The organism is Fluviispira vulneris, assembly GCF_014281055.1.
Lineage (GTDB): Bacteria > Bdellovibrionota_B > Oligoflexia > Silvanigrellales > Silvanigrellaceae > Silvanigrella > Silvanigrella vulneris.
The window spans coordinates 35583-54560 of sequence record NZ_JACRSE010000008.1; the positions used below are offsets into that span (position 1 = coordinate 35583).

The following is an 18978-nucleotide window of genomic DNA, read 5'->3' on the forward strand; positions in this document are numbered from 1 at the left end:
TAATGTCATTAATACCAAAAGAACCCCAACAATTTATTAGAGCCGCACGAGTGACTATTGCACCCGAAATCGGAGGAATCGGACTCGCATTTTCTGAGCATCGAATAGCTTTTGAAGTGCAAAAATCTAATGAAAAAAAAGTGCAAAATAGCGCAAAAATATCTATTTATAATATGAGCGATAAATCGTTTAATTTTTGCACACAAAAAAACATGGCAGTTACAATTGAAACAGGTTGGGGATATTCTGCAAATAAATTGTTATTTTACGGGAAAATAGTTAGAGCAGTTAGAGAAAAAAAAGATGCAGATTGGATTGTAAAAATAGAGTCTGGCGATGGAAATGAGGCTTATAATAAATCATCAATGAGCAAATCATTTCCTGAGAAAACTCCGCATAATGCAGTTTTTTCAGCCGCAACAGCAACACTATTAAAAGATAAAGTTATTAAAGGTGTAAAAGGATTATTTGCAGCTCCCAACACATTTAAAAAGGGCTATACCGCTCACGGAAGCGCAACAAAAATTTTAGACGATATTCTAACTATTAATAATTATGAATGGCAAATACACAACGGAATGCTGGAAATACAAAAAAAAGGAGTTGTGACAAATATCGTTAGATTAAGCTCTGCGAGCGGATTAATTGGCTCACCAGAGGTTACGTCCAATGGAATTAAAGGAACGTGTTTATTACAACCCGACATTGCACCTATGCAAAAATTATTTTTAGACAGTGTTTATTTAAAGGGTTTATATACTCCCACAAAAGTAACTCATACGGGCGATACACACGAAGGCGATTGGCATACAACATTCGAAACTGAAGAGAAAAAATTATTATGACCACACCTTCTTTTTCACAAATTATTTTTGATGCAATTGAAAAAAGAATTGATGGTATTCATACAGCAATGCCTGCATTAATCACTGCATATGATGAAAAATTCCAGAAAGCAGATGTTCAGCCGTGTTTTATGGAACGAGTTGAGGACGAGTTAATTCCAATTCCTATTCCGACTCCATTACCCATAATTCAGGCCGTACCTGTTATTTTCCCTCGTACTAAATTATCGTTTATCCATATGCCTGTTAATGTTGGCGACTATGTATTATTAATATTTAACGAAAAATCAATAGACACATTTTCACAAATCGGAGGATTAGTTGATCACGATGATATGCGAAAACATGCATTGACTGACGCAGTTGCATTGCCTGGTTTCTATCCTTTTTTAATGCCTATTCTTGGCGTAGATAGTAATGCAATACAAATAGCAAATACATTATCACAAATTAAATTATCACCAGACGGGAAAATTTATTTCTCTGCCCGTGGCTCTGTCGCAACTGAATTACTCTCTCCCGATGAGCCCATGGTACTAGGTAACACATTAATTAAATTTGCAGATACATTAATTGAGTCACTCAACAATATAACAGAAGCATTACAAAAGAATATCGGCGTGGGAAACATGGGTTCGCCCGTTCCTGCTTCTCCTTCTCTCATTGCAGAATTAAAAAAAATTCAAATTGAATTAAAGAAAAATAAACAGATTTATTTAGATAATCCATTGACAAATATAACATCTAATCATTTTTATGGAGAACGTTAATGCCCTATTCATCATCAATTGGAAAGCAAATTTATAAAAAAAATCTTTTATCTGCATTAAACATGACAGATAAAGACGCAAATATGTTGATACTAGATAAACAGGCAGAAGCATTTGCGAAATCAATAGACGAAATATTGCCCTTATTAATTGTTACGGTTCCAAGCACTGGATTAAATGCGCCGTCATCTGGTGGTCCTGTAATTGGAGTTGCCACAGGTACAATCAAATGATCGATATTAAATTAGATTACAATGGAGATTTAGAATTTAATCACACGGGCGATCTTGTTTTAACGACAAATAATTTAGATTATTATGCGCAAAAAATAAAAATAACTCTGAAAACAATATATGGAGAATGGTTTCTAGATCCATCTATTGGATTAACATGGTTTAACATGCTCGCAAATAAAGATTTCGACGAAGAACGATTAGCTATCTACATTAAAGACCAAATAATGCAAATAAAAGGCATTAAAACAGTCACATGTGAGACAAAAAAACTAGATCGTAAAAATCGAATTGCTGAATTTAAAATACACGCAGTAACTAATTACGGAGATATTAAATTAGATAATACTAGACTGGGTGAGATATTATGAAAAAATATGGCATCACAAATGAAGGATTTGTATCAAAAGATTTTAATACTTGTAGAGAAGAAATTGTCGAGAGTTTTAAAAATAAAATAAACCAAAATATTGATGATTCTCCTACATCTGTAATTGGAAATATAACAACAATCACAGCAGAAAAACAATCTCTATTGTGGGACGCATTACAGGAAGTTTTCGTATCTTTTTTTCCAAATACGTCAACAGGAATTCCTTTTCAAAACTCGATTAGTTTGAATGGAATTAAAATGCTAAGCGCCACTGCATCAAGAGTTTTGCTTACGTTTAAAGGTAAAGCTGGAACAAAAATACCAGCACAAACATGTGTGGGAATCGTGGGAACGTCGTATCAATTTGCAACGAAGGAAAATGCAATAATTGGTGACAATGGAGAAGTAGAAACAGAAGCAGAATGCACAACACTGGGCAATATAAAAGCATTATCAGGCACAATTAATAAAATTTTAAATCCAATTTATGGGATTGACTCATGCACAAACAAATTAGATGCGATAGCAGGGCAGGACGAAGAGACAGAGAGTGATACTCGAATCAGACGTTTACAGCTATTACAACGAGCGGGATCAGCGACAACAAAAGGAATCGTCGGAGCAATTAAAAAAAATTTGGGTGTTACTGCTGTTATATTGTTAAATCCTGACGACTCAAATTTAATACCAAACGGACACATTCAAATTTTTGTCGAGGGCGGGAAACCTGAAGAGATCGCTTACGCAATTGTAAATAGCCGTGGCGGTGGAATTAAAACATTCTCAGAAAAGGAAACAGGAATATTTTTAAAAGTCAGGGATTCGGAGGGAATTATGCGTGAGGTCTCATTCTCAAGACCTCGAGAAAAACTTATTTATCTAGAAATATCGATACAAACTACATCAGAATTTCCCGCAGATGGACACGAATTAATAAAGAAATCACTCTTAGAATACGCAAACAAAAATCTAGGAATCGGTAAATCTGTTATCAACTCCTCGCTATATGTGCCTATTAATAGCGTTGCAGGAATAGTTGGAATTAAAATAAATCAAGGCACAAATCCTAACCCTACGTCAAGCGCAAACATTCAAATCCAGCCAATCGAATATGCAAAATTTGACTCAACTCGAATCACATTTAAGGCGTGGGATTAAAGATGGAAAAAATTGATAATCACATTGATTTATCTATAAAAAGGCTGCTGAAACAATTTCAAAACAAACCTAAATTTAAAGCCTTGATTGAATCAAATATTAGTGGGTTTCAGGATATAGAAAACGTTATTTGGGAACTCTACAATCTAAAATACAGAGATTCAACAGGATTTACACTCGATAAATATGGGGAAATTCTTGGAATTGAGCGTCAAGGTCTCAGTGATGAGCAATATATACAGGTAATAGATGCGACAATTTGTGAAAATATTTCCGAGGGATTGATTGAAGACTTAATCCAGATTTTTAGATTATTAACAAATCCGAAAAAAGTTTTTTTATTCGAGCCTGATCCTTTCGTTATTTGCATTGCTGCACAAAATCCAAGTCCATTATCTAAACCTGCGCATGTTTTAAAAGCGCTCAAGAGCGCAAAACTCGCTGGTACTCGTTTAAACGCATTTTATATTTTAGACAGTCCGTTCATGTTTGCAGAAAATGAATTAATCAAACCGCGCGGGTTCGGAATTGAAGAGAATCCAGAAACTGGCGGACGTTTTGCTTTTGAATTGGAGTAATTAAATGACAGAAAGACCAGCAGAATTTCCAGAATGGGCGAGTAATGCGGATTCATTAATTAAGGCACCCAGCATAGAGAAAAGAAAAATTGGATATTCTATAGATACTACTACAGGATTAACAGATATTCCGTCACTACGTGGCGAAAATTGGTTCAGGAATTTAGTGTATAAATGGATCAAATATTTAGACGAAAAAATTTCTAGCATTAATACAAACATTTCTTATTTGTCAATTTCAGACAAAGAAAAACAATTAGAACTAAACAAATGGCATGATTTAAAATCATTTGTTGTGCCCAAAGGAAGATGGTTTTTTACTATTACATTCAGGCAATCAATTTCAAACCGAGATGTTCAACTAGAAAACAAATTTCAATCCCCAATTTTTGTTTGCGGAATAACGCCGATTAAAGGCTCGCTAGCTGAATTTTCTGATAATTTAAATGAGCAAAATGTAAAAAAAATTCTTGCTTCCGAGGGAGTTGGAAACAATTTATACAGTTCCTTTTTAGCAAAAGAATATGAGCAGGGAAATCTAGGAACTGCAGTTGAAAATGTCGGTTATTCATGCGTAATTGATGTTCCAGTAGACACAAATTACTACGTTAAAGATTTATGTTTTACAATTCCATACATCAGAAATGACACAGCTATAGATTTATACAAAGTATTTTATCAAATTAACGCAATAAAAATAGGATAAAAAAAAGGAGAAATATGACAGATTTAAAAGATGAAATAGCAGGAACAGGAAAGCAGTTGGTAAATAGTTTATCAAATAACCACGCGTCTCCGTTTTTACTAATGTTTTTATTAGTTTTATTAAGTGTAGGTTTTTCTAGTCTATTAACATATTTAGTATTTCAAAATTCAGGACAGAGTAACAAATATTATTCTGATTCACTCACTACGCAGCTTCAAGTTGCAAATCAACAGGTCAAACAATTTAATGAAAATATAACAGTAACTAATGCAGCATTAACACAATTAAAAGAACAGTTTTCAGATTTTAAAATCATGCAAGCTGATTTACAAAATTCAATTAAAGACCACGAGAGAAGGCTTATTAAAATTGAAGTAAAAGGAAAAATTAGATGAATTTATCAGAACATTTTTCACTATATGAGTTTGAATATTCTGACACTGCAATAAAAAATAACATTACAAATAAAGCAAATGATGATGTTATTAAAAACCTATCAATTTTGTGTGAAAACCTGCTGGAACCTATTCGTTTAAAACTGGGAAAACCTATTCAAATTTTGTCAGGTTATCGCTGTGAATCTTTAAACAAATTAGTCGGCGGTGTAAATAATTCACAACATAAATCGGGTCATGCTGCTGACATTACGGTTGAAAATATGAGTCATCCTGACCTTTTCAATTTTATAAAAAATAATTTTAAATTTGATCAATTAATATTAGAGCACGTTAAAAAAGATAACGAATTTTCTGGCTGGGTGCACGTATCATACAATCATGCAGGCAATAGGAAACAATGTTTAAAAATCGGATAAATTCTAAAACAAATTATATTCTGATTACTGCAATAGCTGCAACATCATTTATTGTTGCACGGAAAACAGTGTCTAAAATTCCTGCTGAAATAAAAATTGAACGTGTAATTGATATAGAGGCTACTCGATTAGCAATAGAACACGAGCGTTTAAAATTACGCTCAGAATTTAATCAAATTAGAACACGTGACATTATTAAAACTAAAAATGGTACGCTAAAAGTGCACGAAAAAGTGCAAATGCAAAAATCAGTCGTTTCCGAGGCTGTGGCTGAAAAAATAGATATCTCGCAGGAAAACATACATGCCACTGAAAAAATCGAGCTTAAAACAGCGTTAAAAAAATTTAGTTTTGAGGCTGAATCGAGTTTAAAAAATGAGGTTCCGAATTTTTCTGCCATTCCTAAAATTAATCCAGATTTAAATATTGCGCTAAAATTAGGCTACAGATTGGATAGTAATTTATGGATTTTTTTAGGACTTGATCATGAGTTAAGAAAAAACAATAATCAATTCAAACTCGGTGCTACGTATCGATTAGAATTTTAATTACGAGGATCAAATGGATTTGATTTTAAAAAAGGAAATAGAATTAGAAAATAATTATATTTTTAATGACGTATTTAAGAACGGGATTTTAGATAAATATTCGATTGAAAAAGTTGATGTTGATACTTATTGGGATATTTATTATCGAGAATTTATTGATCATTACCCCAATGAAATGTTTTTTACTAGAGAAGAATTGTTAGATGAAAAGCAAAAAAAATTGCGTCTAAAATTGGCTCTGACTAGTGAGTCAAATAACATTTGCAATAATTTAGTTGTCCGAGATAAAAATAAAATCATCGCTCTTTTTAGGGGCGAACAAAAAGACATTGATGTTTATTATATGCGTAATTCTGTTGTACATTCTGATTACAGAAACAAAGGACTATACTCTGATTACCTGAAAAAAATAATTGAGTATTGCAAACGCATGGGATTTGTAGAAATAATTAGCTGTCACACACCATGCAATAATAAAATAATTCAAGCAAAACTAAAAAAAGATTTCTACATAAAAGGCTTAGAAACACACACTGAATATGGTCTAAATTTATGGCTATCTCATTTTTTAAACGAAGATCTTAAAAAAGCATTTTTCTTTCGTTGCGGAATGGTAGAATATACTAAAAAAATGTTTCAAAATTCCGAGGGTAATTCTAAAAAGCTGTTAGATAAATTAAATAATGTTTCTGTTTGATAATATTTTAAAATTAAGAAAATAATAGCAACGAGCTTTTGAAAAAATAAATTAAAATTGTGTTTGATTATATTGACTTTTTTTAAATAATTTGATTACCTCAATTAGTTTTATTCAATAACAACAAACGAGGTAATCATGAAAAAATTTTTACTACCACTTTTAATGATTTCGTCCTCTGCTTTTGCTTCTGTTGATTTTAATTTAAATAAGGTATCTGAAGGTGGAAATGCAGATTCTTTAGCGTTTACAGAAGATAAAGTTCTTGCAAATCCTGAAAAATATATAGGCAAAGAAGTAATTGCCACAGTTTCTCATTGTAATATTAAAAAATTAAATGGGCTTAATTTAAAGAGAGATAAGATTGAATTCGAAGGCGTTTATTGTTCAGCTTCAAATACTTTTATAGGCTTAGTATTAGATTTAAAACAAAGAGAAATGGCTTCTTCAGGTGAGATAAAAAGAATTCAAGGTAAAATAGTTGCTGTTTCTGACAGCACTCTTCATTCAATTATTATTATGCCAGAAAAGATTAATTAAATATTTATAACTATAATTAAGGATTTATAAATGACAATTATTTTTGATAAGAATAAAGGTTTTATTTGTAATAAATGTGGCAATAATAAATGTATAGAATCAAAAGGTATTTACACTTGCCCTGTATGTAATGATGAATTAGACCATTTTAAAGAAATGAATAATAATTTAAAAGGAGAAATAATTAATGATAAAATAAATGAAGCATTAAGAGAAAAACTCTTTCCAAATAAGGATTGAAGTTTGTTTTCCTGAGTTTTATTTTACTTCAGTAAAGATAGAAAATCATTCTTATCTTTTATTACCTCTTGCTTCATATTATCTGCCGTACTAGCACCCTCGACTTTATTTTCTCTCGACAACATATCTAGCGCATAATTCATTAACCAAATTGCACGGTCTGCCTGAGATTTTTGACCTCTCGGAAAATTAATTTTTGAGCTATTGAACGATGTTTTAGCATTCTTAATAAAATTTAATACGTCAGAGTTTTCTTCCGAGTCGGGTAGTCTCATTTGATAAAATTTTTTTTCTTCACTCATACAACTGCTACCTTCACGCTCGAGTTGCCGATATCGATGCTTACATGTTTGTAGTTTGATTTTAGCTTAGAAAGTCCTAAAACAACACTAAACGTATGATCTAAATCTTCAACCAGCTCGGTCATCAAAATAATGCTATATCCGTTACCTTTTGCGATCTCTTTTAATACTGACATAAATACATGATCTTTTGCTGCTCCCCCAGAGACTACAATATTTTTTGCTCTGTCTTTGTAGCGAGCGTTTTTATTTAAAAGCTCGCCAATTACAGAACGTATAAATTGCCTTGCCGCTGTTTCTTTTTCTTTTAAGCAATCAATTCTTTTACCGTTCATTCCATTCTTTTCTGGCATGGTTCCTAGCTGCCACGAATTAATCGCTTCACTTGAAGATAAATTTTGTTGATCAGAAAAAACTTGGATAGCCCCTGTAAGTCCTTCTACTCGCGCGTACGAATCGGGTAGGTTTTTGCCATCTACTTTACTTGCTTGTTGCCAGTCACCATGGCCTATGTGCCAGTATAAAAATGTTTTTGCATCAAGTGGAATGTTAAGCATAGACGCTAAAAACTCATACGCAATTGTTGGTTCCTCTTGGATAATAATTTCACAACTTTTCCAATTTGAGTCCGTAGCTTTGTCTTTAAAACGGATGTTTGCAACTGTTTCTTTAAGGAGGGCTAATTTATTTCTTGCGAGGGTATTATCGCCTACCTGGTCTCTAAATTGATCCATAAACTGGAAAGGCACGCTCATAGCAAGCGAAACAACATGCGTCCCTTCTCCCAAAGCGCGAGCAAGTCCTGCTTTTAACAATGTCTGATAGTGGTCACTCTCTAAAGTACCACCAAAAATGCGTGGGCTATGAGGATTCAGGGTTTGCGCTAACTCTCCGACCACAGTTTCAATTCCCTTGTCATCAATTACTATTGATTGTTTATTTAGCAATTCCTTTTCTTTAGGTGCTGAGCAGATAAAACTAGGTAGAAATTCCATAACATCTCCTTTGTGTATTAAAGCATAAATATTTTAGCTTTAAAGTGTAAAATCTGTTTATTGCATAAATAAACAATAATAAAAGCATAAATATTTATTCTTATAAACATAAATAAATTTAATTGCATAAATATAGATTTTATATTTATGCATAAATAATGTAACAGCAATTTTTGAAGTGAGCAAACGTGGGTCAAATTTTTTATATTTTTTGCCCATCAATTGATTGTAAAAATAAAAGAAATACGACTTAAAAGCTTTACTTATAGCCCTTTATGTTGTATAGTACAACATAAAGGGGGTTTTGTGAAACTTACAGAAGCAAGGATGCTATTTAACAGTCTAAGATCACAAGGTAAAATATCTCTTTCTCTTCACGTGCAAAATGATCATAAAGATAGATTATTCACTAATTCAGAGATAATTTATTTAATTCAGCACACTAAGGGACGTCTTTCTGACAACAATAAGTTTCCAAGCTCAGTAAAAGGAAGTTTCTTATATGAGTGCAAAGATGAACTTAAAAGAGATGTACAAGCAGCTATTATATTAAAAAATGATATTCTAGTTATACATATTTTTAGGAGAGTATAAAATGAAAATTAAAAAAAATTATGAATATATAAGCTTACTCGGCAGAATAAATACAGATGTGAAAATTGAGATTATAGATGATATAGAAACAATTAGTTATAATGAAGTTAATCGTCTAGAACGAATTGTTGCTTATAAATTTTATGTTAAGACGCAGAAAAAAGATATTTTAACATCTGAAGAGGTAAAGGGAATAGTTTATTTTCTTGGAGTAAATATGAATAAATTATCATCGTATTTAAAAATTGATAGAAGCACATTAACAAATGTTATAAAAGGAAGAAAGCCTAGTAAAATGCTGTGTTATCTATTACTTGATGCTGTAAAAACTGAGTTATTATTCCCAAATTTTTATAAATCAAGATTTGAAAAGGCAATCAATTGCGATCTTGATAAAGAATATTTTGAATTGCTTATTAGGAATAAAGCAGCATGAAATTTAAAAATGATATACAAAAAAATGAAAAAATTACTTCAGAACTTGCTAAATTTAGAGTTCCATCTACTCAGCCTCCAAAGCGCCCAAGGCTCCTTTAAGACAAAGAAGACATCAGCCCGTATTCCGAGAAAAGCTCGATGCAAGGCAATCCAAATTCTAGGTACTTTTTTGGAAAATTTTTATCATAGAATCCATAGTAGCCCATTACCCACCCAATTTGTACACAAATTTGATTGATAACAAATAACATCGAAAGCCGATCTCGCCATTCTTTTTTTAATACTTTTGATTGTTTCTTCATTAAATTAAGAAATAAATTTGGAGGGCAAAAAATTTTATTTTTGTCATAAGAAAAAGAATTAGATTTGAGTATATCAATTGAATCAATAATGTCTCTACCTAATCGAAGGGTTTGAGCAACAATGCTGCTGGGCGTGTTATTTCGTAACTCAGAAAATTGTTTTTCTTTTTCTTCTTTGCTTTTACTATGATGATCTATTAAATACTTTGAAAATATTTGATATGATTTCTCTGCTTCAGATTCAATAAGTTTGTGAATTTGAGGAATTAACTCTGGAGATTTTTTAGGATTAATGCTCGCCGATGTTAAATATCCTAGATAAGAACACAGGTGAGCGATCATAATTTCTGGACTCTGAACCATTTTCTCTTGATTTAAAATTTTCGTTAACTCATCTACAAAATGATATAAATGATCCATTGTGCCATATTCTAAGTCAACAATATTGCAAGAAAAAAAATTAGGATTTTCTAATTCATTATAATCAATTTCAGGCAACATGTTTTTTGGATATATTGGTTTAAGTTCAGAAGTCATTTTATTTTCACTATTGTTCATTTACGTCGCTTTCCTCTCCCTAATAATCCGCTTTTGTTCATGCCCCTTCCCCTGACACTTTAAAAAAATAGAACGATGAAAATATCCCTGCTCATAATATTCTGGCTCAAAAATCAGTTTAAAAAGTTTTTCTGGAGACTCATTAAACGCAGCTACGGCCTTTTCTTTCCCCATCGCTTTTAATGCTCCACAAGCATGAGCTACAAAAGCAGGATGAGCTTCTCTTGGATTTTTAAGGCATTTTATTAGCAATTTTATTGTCCAAAATCCTATTCTTTTTTTAATATGATAGATTAGAAAATTTGGAACATGAATTAATTTTTTGTTATTCCCACGTTTTTTATTATAATGTTTTTTAGTTTTATCTATAATATGAGCAATCTGTTTCTCTGCAAAATCTGCGTCATTAATTTTTTCCGCTTTTATGAGCATTATAGCAAGGCCGCGTTTCTGGCTTTCAGATAAACGATCCCCATCTTTAAACGTAGCAATTATGCTTGCAACAGTTTCCACAAACTGCGGATCTAGTTGTTTCACAGTCAGCGGAAGTTTCAGCATTCTCAATTCGCGTTGTAGATTAGCATCCTGATTTTTGAGATACAGAGATTTATTATTGCTCATATTTTAGTCATTTCTATTAGAATTGGCCTTCATCACACTGTAAACATACAAGTCCCAGTTTTCGCCATGCATCAACAACCTGTTTACGATCATCAATACAAAAAAGCACGTCAAATCGTGGCTGAATGTGCAGTTTGTAGATTTCTTCCTTCACAAGCGCATCTTGTCGATAATCATCGTTTTTTCTCATTAAGAGCAAATCGTAGTGCTGATCATTATTAGCTAGCCATTCCTTTGTTATAGCACGCGTAAACTCATTACGACCAGTGACCAATATTATTTTGTGAGATGATTTAAATTTTTCAATGATAGTCGCGCACCACACATTCAGTTTATCTTGAATAATATTTTCGTCCCTTAAAAACGATTTCCAATCTTTTTTACCGCCAGTTATAAACTGTTTTCTGTGTTCGCAGTCTGCTAGAGTTCCATCTAGATCTACAATTATTGCTTTTTGCTTCATATCCATGCTCTCGTTTAAGAATTTTTTATTTAATTAATATATAATTGAGCGAATTTTCAGTCCACTCAGAACGGTATATCGTCGTCAATCGGCTGCGAATTTTCGCTAAACGAAACCTGATTTTCATACTGCTCATTTACATAATCGCTGCTCTTATTTGAAGACCCACCCTCAAGAAATTGCATAGCTGTAGCCACAATTTCAGTCGTATATCGTTTCTGTCCTTGCTGGTCTTGCCAAGAGCGTGTTTGTAACTTGCCTTCAATGTAAACCATGCGCCCCTTTTTTAAATACTTATGCGCATTCTCAGCCTGTCTTCCCCAAAGAACAACACGGTGCCATTCTGTTCTTTCTTCTTTATTGCCATCTTTTATCCATGACTCACTGGTCGCCAAACTTAAAGTGCAGACCTGTTGTCCTCCTGCTGTACTTCTAATTTCTGGCTCTTGCCCAAGTCTACCAATAAGAATCACTTTATTAACACCTGACATATTTTTTTCCTTTTTATATCAAAATATTTATTTAAAATTAAACAATTTTTAAAATTTCTTCACGACCAGCTTTTTCTCCGCACTCAAGATTTTCACCTTTTCTGATCGCGTCAGAGAGGCTTTTTTTATTCACTACGTAAACCGTTTTCTCTTCAACGTATTCCGCTGGAATTAAGGACAATTGATCTTCTGAAATTATATTCTTTTCATCCTTAAATTCAACGTTCCAGTTGATCGCCTCTGCGCCTGCTTTTTGCTTAATTTTAAAAGATTTTACTGTGCCATTAATTTCTAAAATATTGTTATTTTTCATTACTGTGAGCGCTTTATTATAAATTTTATCTTTCTCTTTATTAAGCCTATTTTGTTTTTCTTTAATAGATTTGATAAGCTCATCATAATAGTTAATTTGATTTTCAAATGCTTCTATTACGTATATACATCTGTCTGCGCTAGCTTGTGCTGTAAGTTCAATGCTGTTTACAGTAGGAATTAATTCGTCAGGGATCTCACCATCCATTATATCTATATACTCGAGATATTCAGAGAGGATCTTTTGAGATTCAGCAAGAGGAATTTTTGCGATAGCAAGATCAGGCGTTTTTTTAGCCATGTCAGCGTCTCCATTTAAAGGATTGTGTTTGTTCACTATGAACTTTTTTATCGTACACTTAAAAATGACTTTGTCAAGTATATAAGTAAATTATTTTTATAACTTGTAAGTTGACAACATTTTGTTCGTACTGTAAAGTACCACTGTCATCATAGTGATGACACTTCCAGAACGGAAAACGAGGAGACAGTTATGACTAACGTAGTAGTTCGCAAAGAAAATTCAGTTGTTAAAAAAAATGATGGTTCAGTGAGTTATTTTACAAAAGAGGAAGAGACTGTAATTAAAGGCTTAATATCGCCGAAAGCAACTGATGCAGAATTTAAACTATTTTTATATGTATGTGCCCGCACAGGATTAGATCCATTTTCACGCCAAATTTATTTAATACACAGATGGAGCACTAAGGACGAAAAAGAAATTGGCACTATTCAAACATCGATTGATGGATTTAGAACAATAGCAGCGCGAAATCCTGATTACGCGGGACAAACCACGACGTTGTTCTGCGGTAGGGATGGTGTATGGACTGAAATATGGACATCAAAGGATTACCCGTACGCTGCAAAAGTCGGCGTGTACCGCAAGGGATATAGTGCTCCCACGTATGCAATAGCAAAATGGGATTCGTACGTGCAAACATATAAAGACAAAAAAACCCAAAAATTTTATGTTTCGGCGATGTGGGAAAAATTCCCTGAATTAATGTTAGGAAAATGCGCAGAATCTCAGGCATTACGCAAAGCATTTCCAAACGATCTTTCGGGTCTGTATACTACAGATGAGATGGCTCAAGCACAGAATGAAGCAATAGAAGCTCCAGTAATTAAGGAAGAAACTAAAAAAATTGAGCCTGTTAAAAATGAAATAGTTGAACAAAAAGTAGACCCAAAAAAACCCGCTGTACAACAAAAAATAGTCGCAAATAAAATTGCACAATCGCAAAAAGTTTTGGATAAAATGCCTGAGCAAAAATCGGTTGATGCTGAATTAGTTGATGACGAACAGTACAACAATGAGAATGAAAATCATCGCGCTATTTTTAAATCAATTATGAAAGCGCTTGAATCAATCAAATCATTAGATCAAAAAGACATCAAAAATTTAGTCGCGGTATACAAACAATATAGCAATTTATGCCTCGGAGTTCCTCTAAATAAATTAGAATCACACATCAAAAATCTAGAAAAGGAATTTGCAAAAGAAACCGCCGCATAATCAGTTAAATTTATCAATAAATTTTTGCGTCAAATGTATTAACTGTTTCTGTAGCTCCGAATTATTTTCTAACAACCGCTCATTATGCTGAATTAATTTCTCGTTGAATTTTGTAATAATTAATAGTTTTTCTTTTAATTCAGCATTTTCTTGCTTATATATTTCAATAAAACTTTTTAACTCTTGCACACTCTCAACAAGTAAATCCTTGTCAGAATATATCTGTGTATTTAGCAAAGGCCTTTTCTCTAAGAATTCTTTTAATTCTTTTTCATCTATTTTCCATTCCAATTTTTTCCCGACTTGTTTTGATTTAGCTTGCAATTTTCCTTCATCGATCCAGCGTTTAACGCTTGTTACAGATACATTTGAATATTTTGATGCTTGTAGCAAATTTAGCATTCTCATATGAAATCCTCGCGTAAATATTTTAAAAATATCGCAATCATTGCAAATTGCAATACAGCTCGCTCGAATCATGTGTCTCATAACTATTGGTAATTTAACAACCTCTCAAAAATTTATATAAATAATGCCTATTTTAAAAATATACATAATATATAATAGATTACCAATAATAATATTAATACTTAGATTGATAAAAATATTATTTTACAGTAAAATTTTTTATTAGACTATAGTTTAATCTTTTTCAATAAAAGGAGTTTTATGAGTGATGCTTCAAAAAGATTAAAATTTTTGCGCGATGAAATTTTTAATCTTAGTCTAAAGGATTTTTGTAATAAATTTAACCTTTCCTACAATTACATGCGAAACATTGAATGCGGAGAAAAATCTTTACCAAGAAACAAATCAATAGAAATAACAAAAAAAATTCAAGAATATGGATTTAATATATCGGATGAATGGATAGAAACAGGTAGAGGTTCATGCCCAATTAGCTCTTTTTCTGTATTAAAGACAAATAAATATATTAATTTTGATGACACTAATAATGAACAAAGGCAATGGCTAAAAACAATTTTAACAAGAATATTTCCCTACAAATACGCTTGCATATCATCAAATGAAATGATGCCATTTTTAAAAAATGGAGACATTGTTTTTGGTGTAAAAGGCGACCCAGTTAAAAATCTAACAAGACTAAATAATGAAATAGTAATAGCGAGAATTGATGATAACTACACTTATGTTAGGAGGTTAAAAGTTTATGAAAATGATATTTTTTTAGTCGCAGACAACAAGGAAGGAACTGATGATCCAATAATTAAAGTCAATAAAATAAATTGGATTTCTGGAATTATAATTCACAAAAAACATGTTGGAAAAATTGAACTTTTGGAGAATGAAAATGATTAAAATAAGATATATTTATCTGGGAGCTTTTATTGAAGCATTTGATTTTTGCGTTTATCTTGTATTTTCTCACGAGCTTTCAAAATTTCTGCTCGGAAAAGAAAGTCTATTTTTATCAATATTAATTTTTTCAATCTCCTATATAGCAAGACCTTTTGGGTCATTATTTTTTGGAATGATAGCCAAGAATCAAAAAAACGGAATCACAACATTTTTAAGAAACTCCCCTCTCTGGATTGCAATTCCTACATTTATTATAGCATTTTGTCCACGAAATGATTTTGGAATTTATTTGTTATTAATCTGTAGATTTATGCAAGGTTTTATATTTGGCGGAGAGAGCGGTTTAAGTTTTGTTTTTGCATATTTAAACGTTACAAAATACAAGAATACTGCAATTGCTGCATTTTTAACAAGTGGAGCAGTAGCAATGGCAGCTTGTTTTATACTTATACCTCTAATTCCCTCTTTATTTAATTTAGAATCTTGGCGATTAGCTTTTATTATATCAGGTATTCTTAGTTTATTATTTGTCATTATCAGGTCAAGGATTCCAAAAACGTGCAACGAAGTTTTTGATACAAATTCGAAAAATGTAAGCATTTTTAAAGCGATCTCTTATATAATTATTTATGCTGCTATGTTTAATACAGTTCTTGCTTTTCTAACATCTGGTCAAAAATATATAAGCTTACCAATTGCTATGTTAAGTATTTCTTTTTTCTCAATTCTTTTTGGATTTATTTTTGACAACGTAAACATTTTTAAATTTTTAAAAATAATAAACACTATAGCAATTGTCTTTTTAATGTTTTTCATATATTTTAATCAAGATTTGTTAGCATTTTTTACAGCATTTATAATGTGCTGTGCTCTAGGTGGAATTTCGATATCATCTGCTATTAAATATTTAGCAAATAGCACGAATTTATATCCCAGTTTCGGATTAGTTTATAATGTTGTAATGGGAGTAATGGGGGCATTAGTGCCCATAATTAGAGAGGTATTTAAATCATGAAAACTGCACCTCGCAAGGCGATTTTAAATCCAATCGATAAAATGATTGAGTTCACTCATTTGTTTAACTCAACAATTGATAAAGAAAAAAAACTCGGTTTAAATGTTAATATGTTCACAGTTGCAGTAAATGATGGCGAGAATAATATAATACTTACCAATGCTGAACAATTAGCTAGCATTTTTACGAATAGGGAAATGCATCTTTATTGTCCAAAATATAAAAAATTTGATCATGATAATAAATCCTCACTTTTGCTTAGTTTGGAAGAAATAACTGTTTCTAACAAAAAAGAAGCGGAAGCAATACATGCTAGACAAAACTTTGATCAAACTATCAGGCCACGCACAACATTTTTTGCAATGTATAACCAATATAGCAAAATTTTAAAGCGAAATATACAGGCTTCGTTTACAATCGGGTTATCAAAATCTGATATAGATAAAAATGAATTTTTTTATAAAAATATTATGAACATTCACGAAGTCTTTAATAGTAGTCTAAACATAGCTTTAAATATAGATAAGTTGAAAAGAAAAAACGTATTAAATACGTTAGATATAATTTAAAAAGGTGACATTTGTCACCTCGGTTACTATTGCTGTTTTATAACGGCAGGGGTAAAAAAAAAGAGGTGCTCTTTGGTCGGAGCACCTCAATTGAATTGATTGTTTAATTCTTCGCTAAGATCTTGCAGGAAATATGCGAAGAATCCCACAAAAATATAGGTCTGTGCGGTTTTAAAACGCTAGCACTATACGTAATCAATGCTAGCATAAATAAAAAATTCGCACAAGATCACGAGTCAAGGATGATTTTGTGATGACAAATTATGCATATTTCAAACTAAAAGCTGATTACAGTTCTCCAAAAAATCAAATAAAACAAACAATAATAGAGCAAAACAAACAACGTGATGAGTCAAAAATAGTATCGGGACTACCCTCCGAATTGCTCGCCGTGTTCCTGTTATCTCAATCAAATCGAGATTGTGAATTGCAATTTAATTCACAGGGGAAATTCCATAGTATACAACTGCAAAATATAGATAAATTAGGCCGAAAATTCGCGGATGTTTTGATCGGCGTTGAGCTTAACGAGCATGTTGTCACACGAGAGATGCAGCTGCTGAATTCTCAAGTCATCAGGGCTCGAGGTGCGCCTTTAAAAAAATGCGCGATAGACGTTCTCGTGAAATCGTATGCGACGTTTCGTGAATGGTTTGTCAGATCAAAATCAGAAAAAATGAGTTTGAGAGATTTAATTTCTGCAATTAATAAAGATAACTCAGCAAACGGCAAACAGAATTTGAATGTATTAATGCAATTATTACTGTTATCAAAAGTTGAGTTGTATTCGTCTCAAGATGACAAAATATTATTACCAATGTCCCGTTTGTTTACTGTTGTATCTAGTGAGGCAGACGCTCAGGAGGCACTCAGATCGTTGATTAGAGAGGCTAGAGACAAGAGCGAATCAAAAAAAAGAGGCGGTATAAAAAGCGGCAGACTAATGGACGTTTGCAAAAATATTTTTGTAGATTTTTCTGGCAGTGCATATGAGCGACTTTTTTTAGCGCACACTAAAATGACAAAGAAAGGGCTTGTAGCGACAGGTTCATTCTTTAGATATGATTTGTCCCTCGGTAATGCAGAAGCCCGTCTCTGCGCTCTGCTAGACATGCATAGGCCATATCTTCGAGAGCACAACACTGACGGATCAATCACACAGCTCACACTCGCGAAAACGTTTTCTCTAAATTCTATTGTTGCGCTCACAGGACAAACTACTGAATCAAAAAAGGATCCACGTCGTTTTAAAGAAACATGCAGGGTTGCTGCTTCAACATTTGGCGCAATTGCTTATAGTATTAGCAATTTTTCTATTGAGTATCAAAAATTTATAGACCCTACCCAAAAATCAACATCAGAACCTTTTGCGGAAAATATAGGGGGGGATCAGAACCTTTTGCGGAAGAACTCAGAACCTTTTGCGGAAGAAAATGATAAAACTCAGAACCTTTTGCGGAGCTTTTCAGAACCTTTTGCGGAAACAGCCCCAAAATGTTCAACTCTAACAACAACAAAAAAGCCTTTAGTATATATAAGTAATCTTAATATAGTAACTACTAGTATCCCAAAAATTTCAGATCAGCAGTCCGAAGACTCAAAACCTCAACTTTCAGAAGACATCAAAAAATTCATCGACTCATTTCCGCCAGTCCCCAAAAGACGTGAATACGCCCGTATTAGAAAACTCGATTCTTTTGATGAATACGAAAAAGAAATTCGATCATCACCTGGATTTTTTAATTTCACGCGCAAATCATCATTAAAAAACAGCATAGCGTCTAAAAATTAGGGGTTATTTTATGTCTGAAACAATTGAGGATCAAAAAAAGCGAGGACGTAAAAAAATGACTGAAGCAGAGAAAATTGAGAGAGACGAAAAAAGACGGAGTCTTAAAAAACTGAGAAATCGAGCTTACTACGTAACAAAAACTATTTTTAAACGTCGCGAAAAAAAGTCAGCCAATTAAATAGACT

General features: G+C 32.4%; 29 protein-coding genes. 21 read left to right on the plus strand and 8 right to left on the minus strand.

Going from position 1 to position 18978, the window contains the following annotated elements; genetic code table 11:
- The first annotated feature begins 2 nt into the window (after window positions 1-2).
- The 13 genes from H7355_RS15455 (at window position 3) to H7355_RS15515 (ending at window position 7502) form a co-directional block, all read left to right on the plus strand.
- Window positions 3-845, plus strand: a complete 843-nt coding sequence (locus tag H7355_RS15455) for a baseplate hub protein (RefSeq protein WP_186650098.1) — start codon at window positions 3-5, stop codon at window positions 843-845.
- The gene (locus tag H7355_RS15460; protein ID WP_186650110.1) at window positions 842-1615 is read left to right on the plus strand and encodes a Gp138 family membrane-puncturing spike protein; all 774 of its coding nucleotides are present in this window, start codon (window positions 842-844) and stop codon (window positions 1613-1615) included. The genes H7355_RS15455 and H7355_RS15460 overlap by 4 nt, the downstream gene beginning before the upstream one ends.
- A complete protein-coding gene (locus tag H7355_RS15465; RefSeq protein WP_186650113.1) occupies window positions 1615-1848 on the plus strand; it encodes a hypothetical protein in 234 nt (77 codons plus the stop codon). Before H7355_RS15460 ends, H7355_RS15465 begins: the two co-directional genes overlap by 1 nt.
- Complete coding sequence (locus H7355_RS15470) at window positions 1845-2219, plus strand: hypothetical protein (protein WP_186650128.1); 375 nt, start codon at window positions 1845-1847, stop codon at window positions 2217-2219. Before H7355_RS15465 ends, H7355_RS15470 begins: the two co-directional genes overlap by 4 nt.
- A complete protein-coding gene (locus H7355_RS15475) occupies window positions 2216-3379 on the plus strand; it encodes a baseplate J/gp47 family protein (RefSeq protein ID WP_186650131.1) in 1164 nt (387 codons plus the stop codon). The genes H7355_RS15470 and H7355_RS15475 overlap by 4 nt, the downstream gene beginning before the upstream one ends.
- Window positions 3380-3381: 2 nt before the next feature.
- Complete coding sequence (locus H7355_RS15480; protein ID WP_186650135.1) at window positions 3382-3957, plus strand: hypothetical protein; 576 nt, start codon at window positions 3382-3384, stop codon at window positions 3955-3957.
- Between the two features lie 4 nt (window positions 3958-3961).
- Window positions 3962-4663, plus strand: coding sequence for a hypothetical protein (locus tag H7355_RS15485; RefSeq protein WP_186650138.1), 702 nt, complete (start codon window positions 3962-3964; stop codon window positions 4661-4663).
- A gap of 14 nt (window positions 4664-4677) precedes the next feature.
- On the plus strand, window positions 4678-5058 hold the full coding sequence (locus H7355_RS15490; protein ID WP_186650141.1) for a hypothetical protein: 381 nt from the start codon (window positions 4678-4680) through the stop codon (window positions 5056-5058).
- Window positions 5055-5477 (plus strand): D-Ala-D-Ala carboxypeptidase family metallohydrolase, encoded by a 423-nt coding sequence (locus H7355_RS15495; RefSeq protein ID WP_186650144.1) that lies wholly within the window; start codon window positions 5055-5057, stop codon window positions 5475-5477. Before H7355_RS15490 ends, H7355_RS15495 begins: the two co-directional genes overlap by 4 nt.
- Complete coding sequence (locus H7355_RS15500) at window positions 5459-6025, plus strand: hypothetical protein (RefSeq protein ID WP_186650148.1); 567 nt, start codon at window positions 5459-5461, stop codon at window positions 6023-6025. The genes H7355_RS15495 and H7355_RS15500 overlap by 19 nt, the downstream gene beginning before the upstream one ends.
- A gap of 13 nt (window positions 6026-6038) precedes the next feature.
- Window positions 6039-6722, plus strand: a complete 684-nt coding sequence (locus H7355_RS15505) for a GNAT family N-acetyltransferase (RefSeq protein ID WP_186650163.1) — start codon at window positions 6039-6041, stop codon at window positions 6720-6722.
- A gap of 138 nt (window positions 6723-6860) precedes the next feature.
- Entirely contained in the window at window positions 6861-7262 is a 402-nt protein-coding gene (locus H7355_RS15510; protein WP_186650167.1) for a hypothetical protein, read from the plus strand.
- 30 nt (window positions 7263-7292) lie between these two features.
- On the plus strand, window positions 7293-7502 hold the full coding sequence (locus H7355_RS15515; RefSeq protein ID WP_186650170.1) for a hypothetical protein: 210 nt from the start codon (window positions 7293-7295) through the stop codon (window positions 7500-7502).
- Between the two features lie 23 nt (window positions 7503-7525).
- Here the strand turns inward: H7355_RS15515 and H7355_RS15520 are convergent, their stop codons facing one another.
- Both H7355_RS15520 and H7355_RS15525 read right to left on the minus strand, forming a co-directional pair.
- Complete coding sequence (locus tag H7355_RS15520; RefSeq protein WP_186650173.1) at window positions 7526-7804, minus strand: hypothetical protein; 279 nt, start codon at window positions 7802-7804, stop codon at window positions 7526-7528.
- Entirely contained in the window at window positions 7801-8799 is a 999-nt protein-coding gene (locus H7355_RS15525; RefSeq protein WP_186650177.1) for a hypothetical protein, read from the minus strand. Before H7355_RS15525 ends, H7355_RS15520 begins: the two co-directional genes overlap by 4 nt.
- Before the next feature lie 306 nt (window positions 8800-9105).
- Here H7355_RS15525 and H7355_RS15530 point away from each other — a divergent pair, with 306 nt between their 5' ends.
- On the plus strand, window positions 9106-9393 hold the full coding sequence (locus H7355_RS15530) for a hypothetical protein (RefSeq protein ID WP_186650180.1): 288 nt from the start codon (window positions 9106-9108) through the stop codon (window positions 9391-9393).
- A 1-nt stretch (window position 9394) separates the two neighbouring features.
- The gene (locus tag H7355_RS15535; RefSeq protein WP_186650184.1) at window positions 9395-9829 is read left to right on the plus strand and encodes a hypothetical protein; all 435 of its coding nucleotides are present in this window, start codon (window positions 9395-9397) and stop codon (window positions 9827-9829) included.
- 97 nt (window positions 9830-9926) lie between these two features.
- Here H7355_RS15535 and H7355_RS15540 read toward each other — a convergent pair whose 3' ends face one another.
- From H7355_RS15540 to H7355_RS15560, 5 genes are all read right to left on the minus strand, one after another.
- Window positions 9927-10691 (minus strand): hypothetical protein, encoded by a 765-nt coding sequence (locus H7355_RS15540; RefSeq protein ID WP_186650189.1) that lies wholly within the window; start codon window positions 10689-10691, stop codon window positions 9927-9929.
- A complete protein-coding gene (locus H7355_RS15545) occupies window positions 10692-11312 on the minus strand; it encodes a hypothetical protein (protein ID WP_186650192.1) in 621 nt (206 codons plus the stop codon).
- Window positions 11313-11328: 16 nt separating this feature from the next.
- Window positions 11329-11775, minus strand: a complete 447-nt coding sequence (locus tag H7355_RS15550; RefSeq protein WP_186650195.1) for a phosphatase domain-containing protein — start codon at window positions 11773-11775, stop codon at window positions 11329-11331.
- 65 nt (window positions 11776-11840) lie between these two features.
- Window positions 11841-12266, minus strand: coding sequence for a single-stranded DNA-binding protein (locus H7355_RS15555; protein ID WP_186650198.1), 426 nt, complete (start codon window positions 12264-12266; stop codon window positions 11841-11843).
- Between the two features lie 37 nt (window positions 12267-12303).
- Entirely contained in the window at window positions 12304-12879 is a 576-nt protein-coding gene (locus tag H7355_RS15560) for a siphovirus Gp157 family protein (protein ID WP_186650201.1), read from the minus strand.
- A gap of 192 nt (window positions 12880-13071) precedes the next feature.
- Between H7355_RS15560 and bet the strand changes: the two genes are divergently transcribed.
- The gene (gene bet / locus H7355_RS15565) at window positions 13072-14097 is read left to right on the plus strand and encodes a phage recombination protein Bet (protein WP_186650205.1); all 1026 of its coding nucleotides are present in this window, start codon (window positions 13072-13074) and stop codon (window positions 14095-14097) included.
- Here the strand turns inward: bet and H7355_RS15570 are convergent, their stop codons facing one another.
- A complete protein-coding gene (locus H7355_RS15570) occupies window positions 14098-14505 on the minus strand; it encodes a helix-turn-helix domain-containing protein (protein ID WP_186650218.1) in 408 nt (135 codons plus the stop codon).
- Window positions 14506-14766: 261 nt separating this feature from the next.
- Here H7355_RS15570 and H7355_RS15575 point away from each other — a divergent pair, with 261 nt between their 5' ends.
- From H7355_RS15575 to H7355_RS15595, 5 genes are all read left to right on the plus strand, one after another.
- Window positions 14767-15417, plus strand: coding sequence for an XRE family transcriptional regulator (locus H7355_RS15575; protein ID WP_186650222.1), 651 nt, complete (start codon window positions 14767-14769; stop codon window positions 15415-15417).
- Window positions 15410-16432 (plus strand): hypothetical protein, encoded by a 1023-nt coding sequence (locus tag H7355_RS15580; RefSeq protein WP_186650225.1) that lies wholly within the window; start codon window positions 15410-15412, stop codon window positions 16430-16432. The genes H7355_RS15575 and H7355_RS15580 overlap by 8 nt, the downstream gene beginning before the upstream one ends.
- Window positions 16429-17001, plus strand: coding sequence for a hypothetical protein (locus H7355_RS15585; RefSeq protein WP_186650229.1), 573 nt, complete (start codon window positions 16429-16431; stop codon window positions 16999-17001). The genes H7355_RS15580 and H7355_RS15585 overlap by 4 nt, the downstream gene beginning before the upstream one ends.
- Before the next feature lie 253 nt (window positions 17002-17254).
- Window positions 17255-18793 (plus strand): hypothetical protein, encoded by a 1539-nt coding sequence (locus H7355_RS15590; protein ID WP_186650234.1) that lies wholly within the window; start codon window positions 17255-17257, stop codon window positions 18791-18793.
- Between the two features lie 10 nt (window positions 18794-18803).
- Window positions 18804-18971 (plus strand): hypothetical protein, encoded by a 168-nt coding sequence (locus H7355_RS15595; protein ID WP_186650237.1) that lies wholly within the window; start codon window positions 18804-18806, stop codon window positions 18969-18971.
- The last annotated feature ends 7 nt before the right edge of the window (window positions 18972-18978 follow it).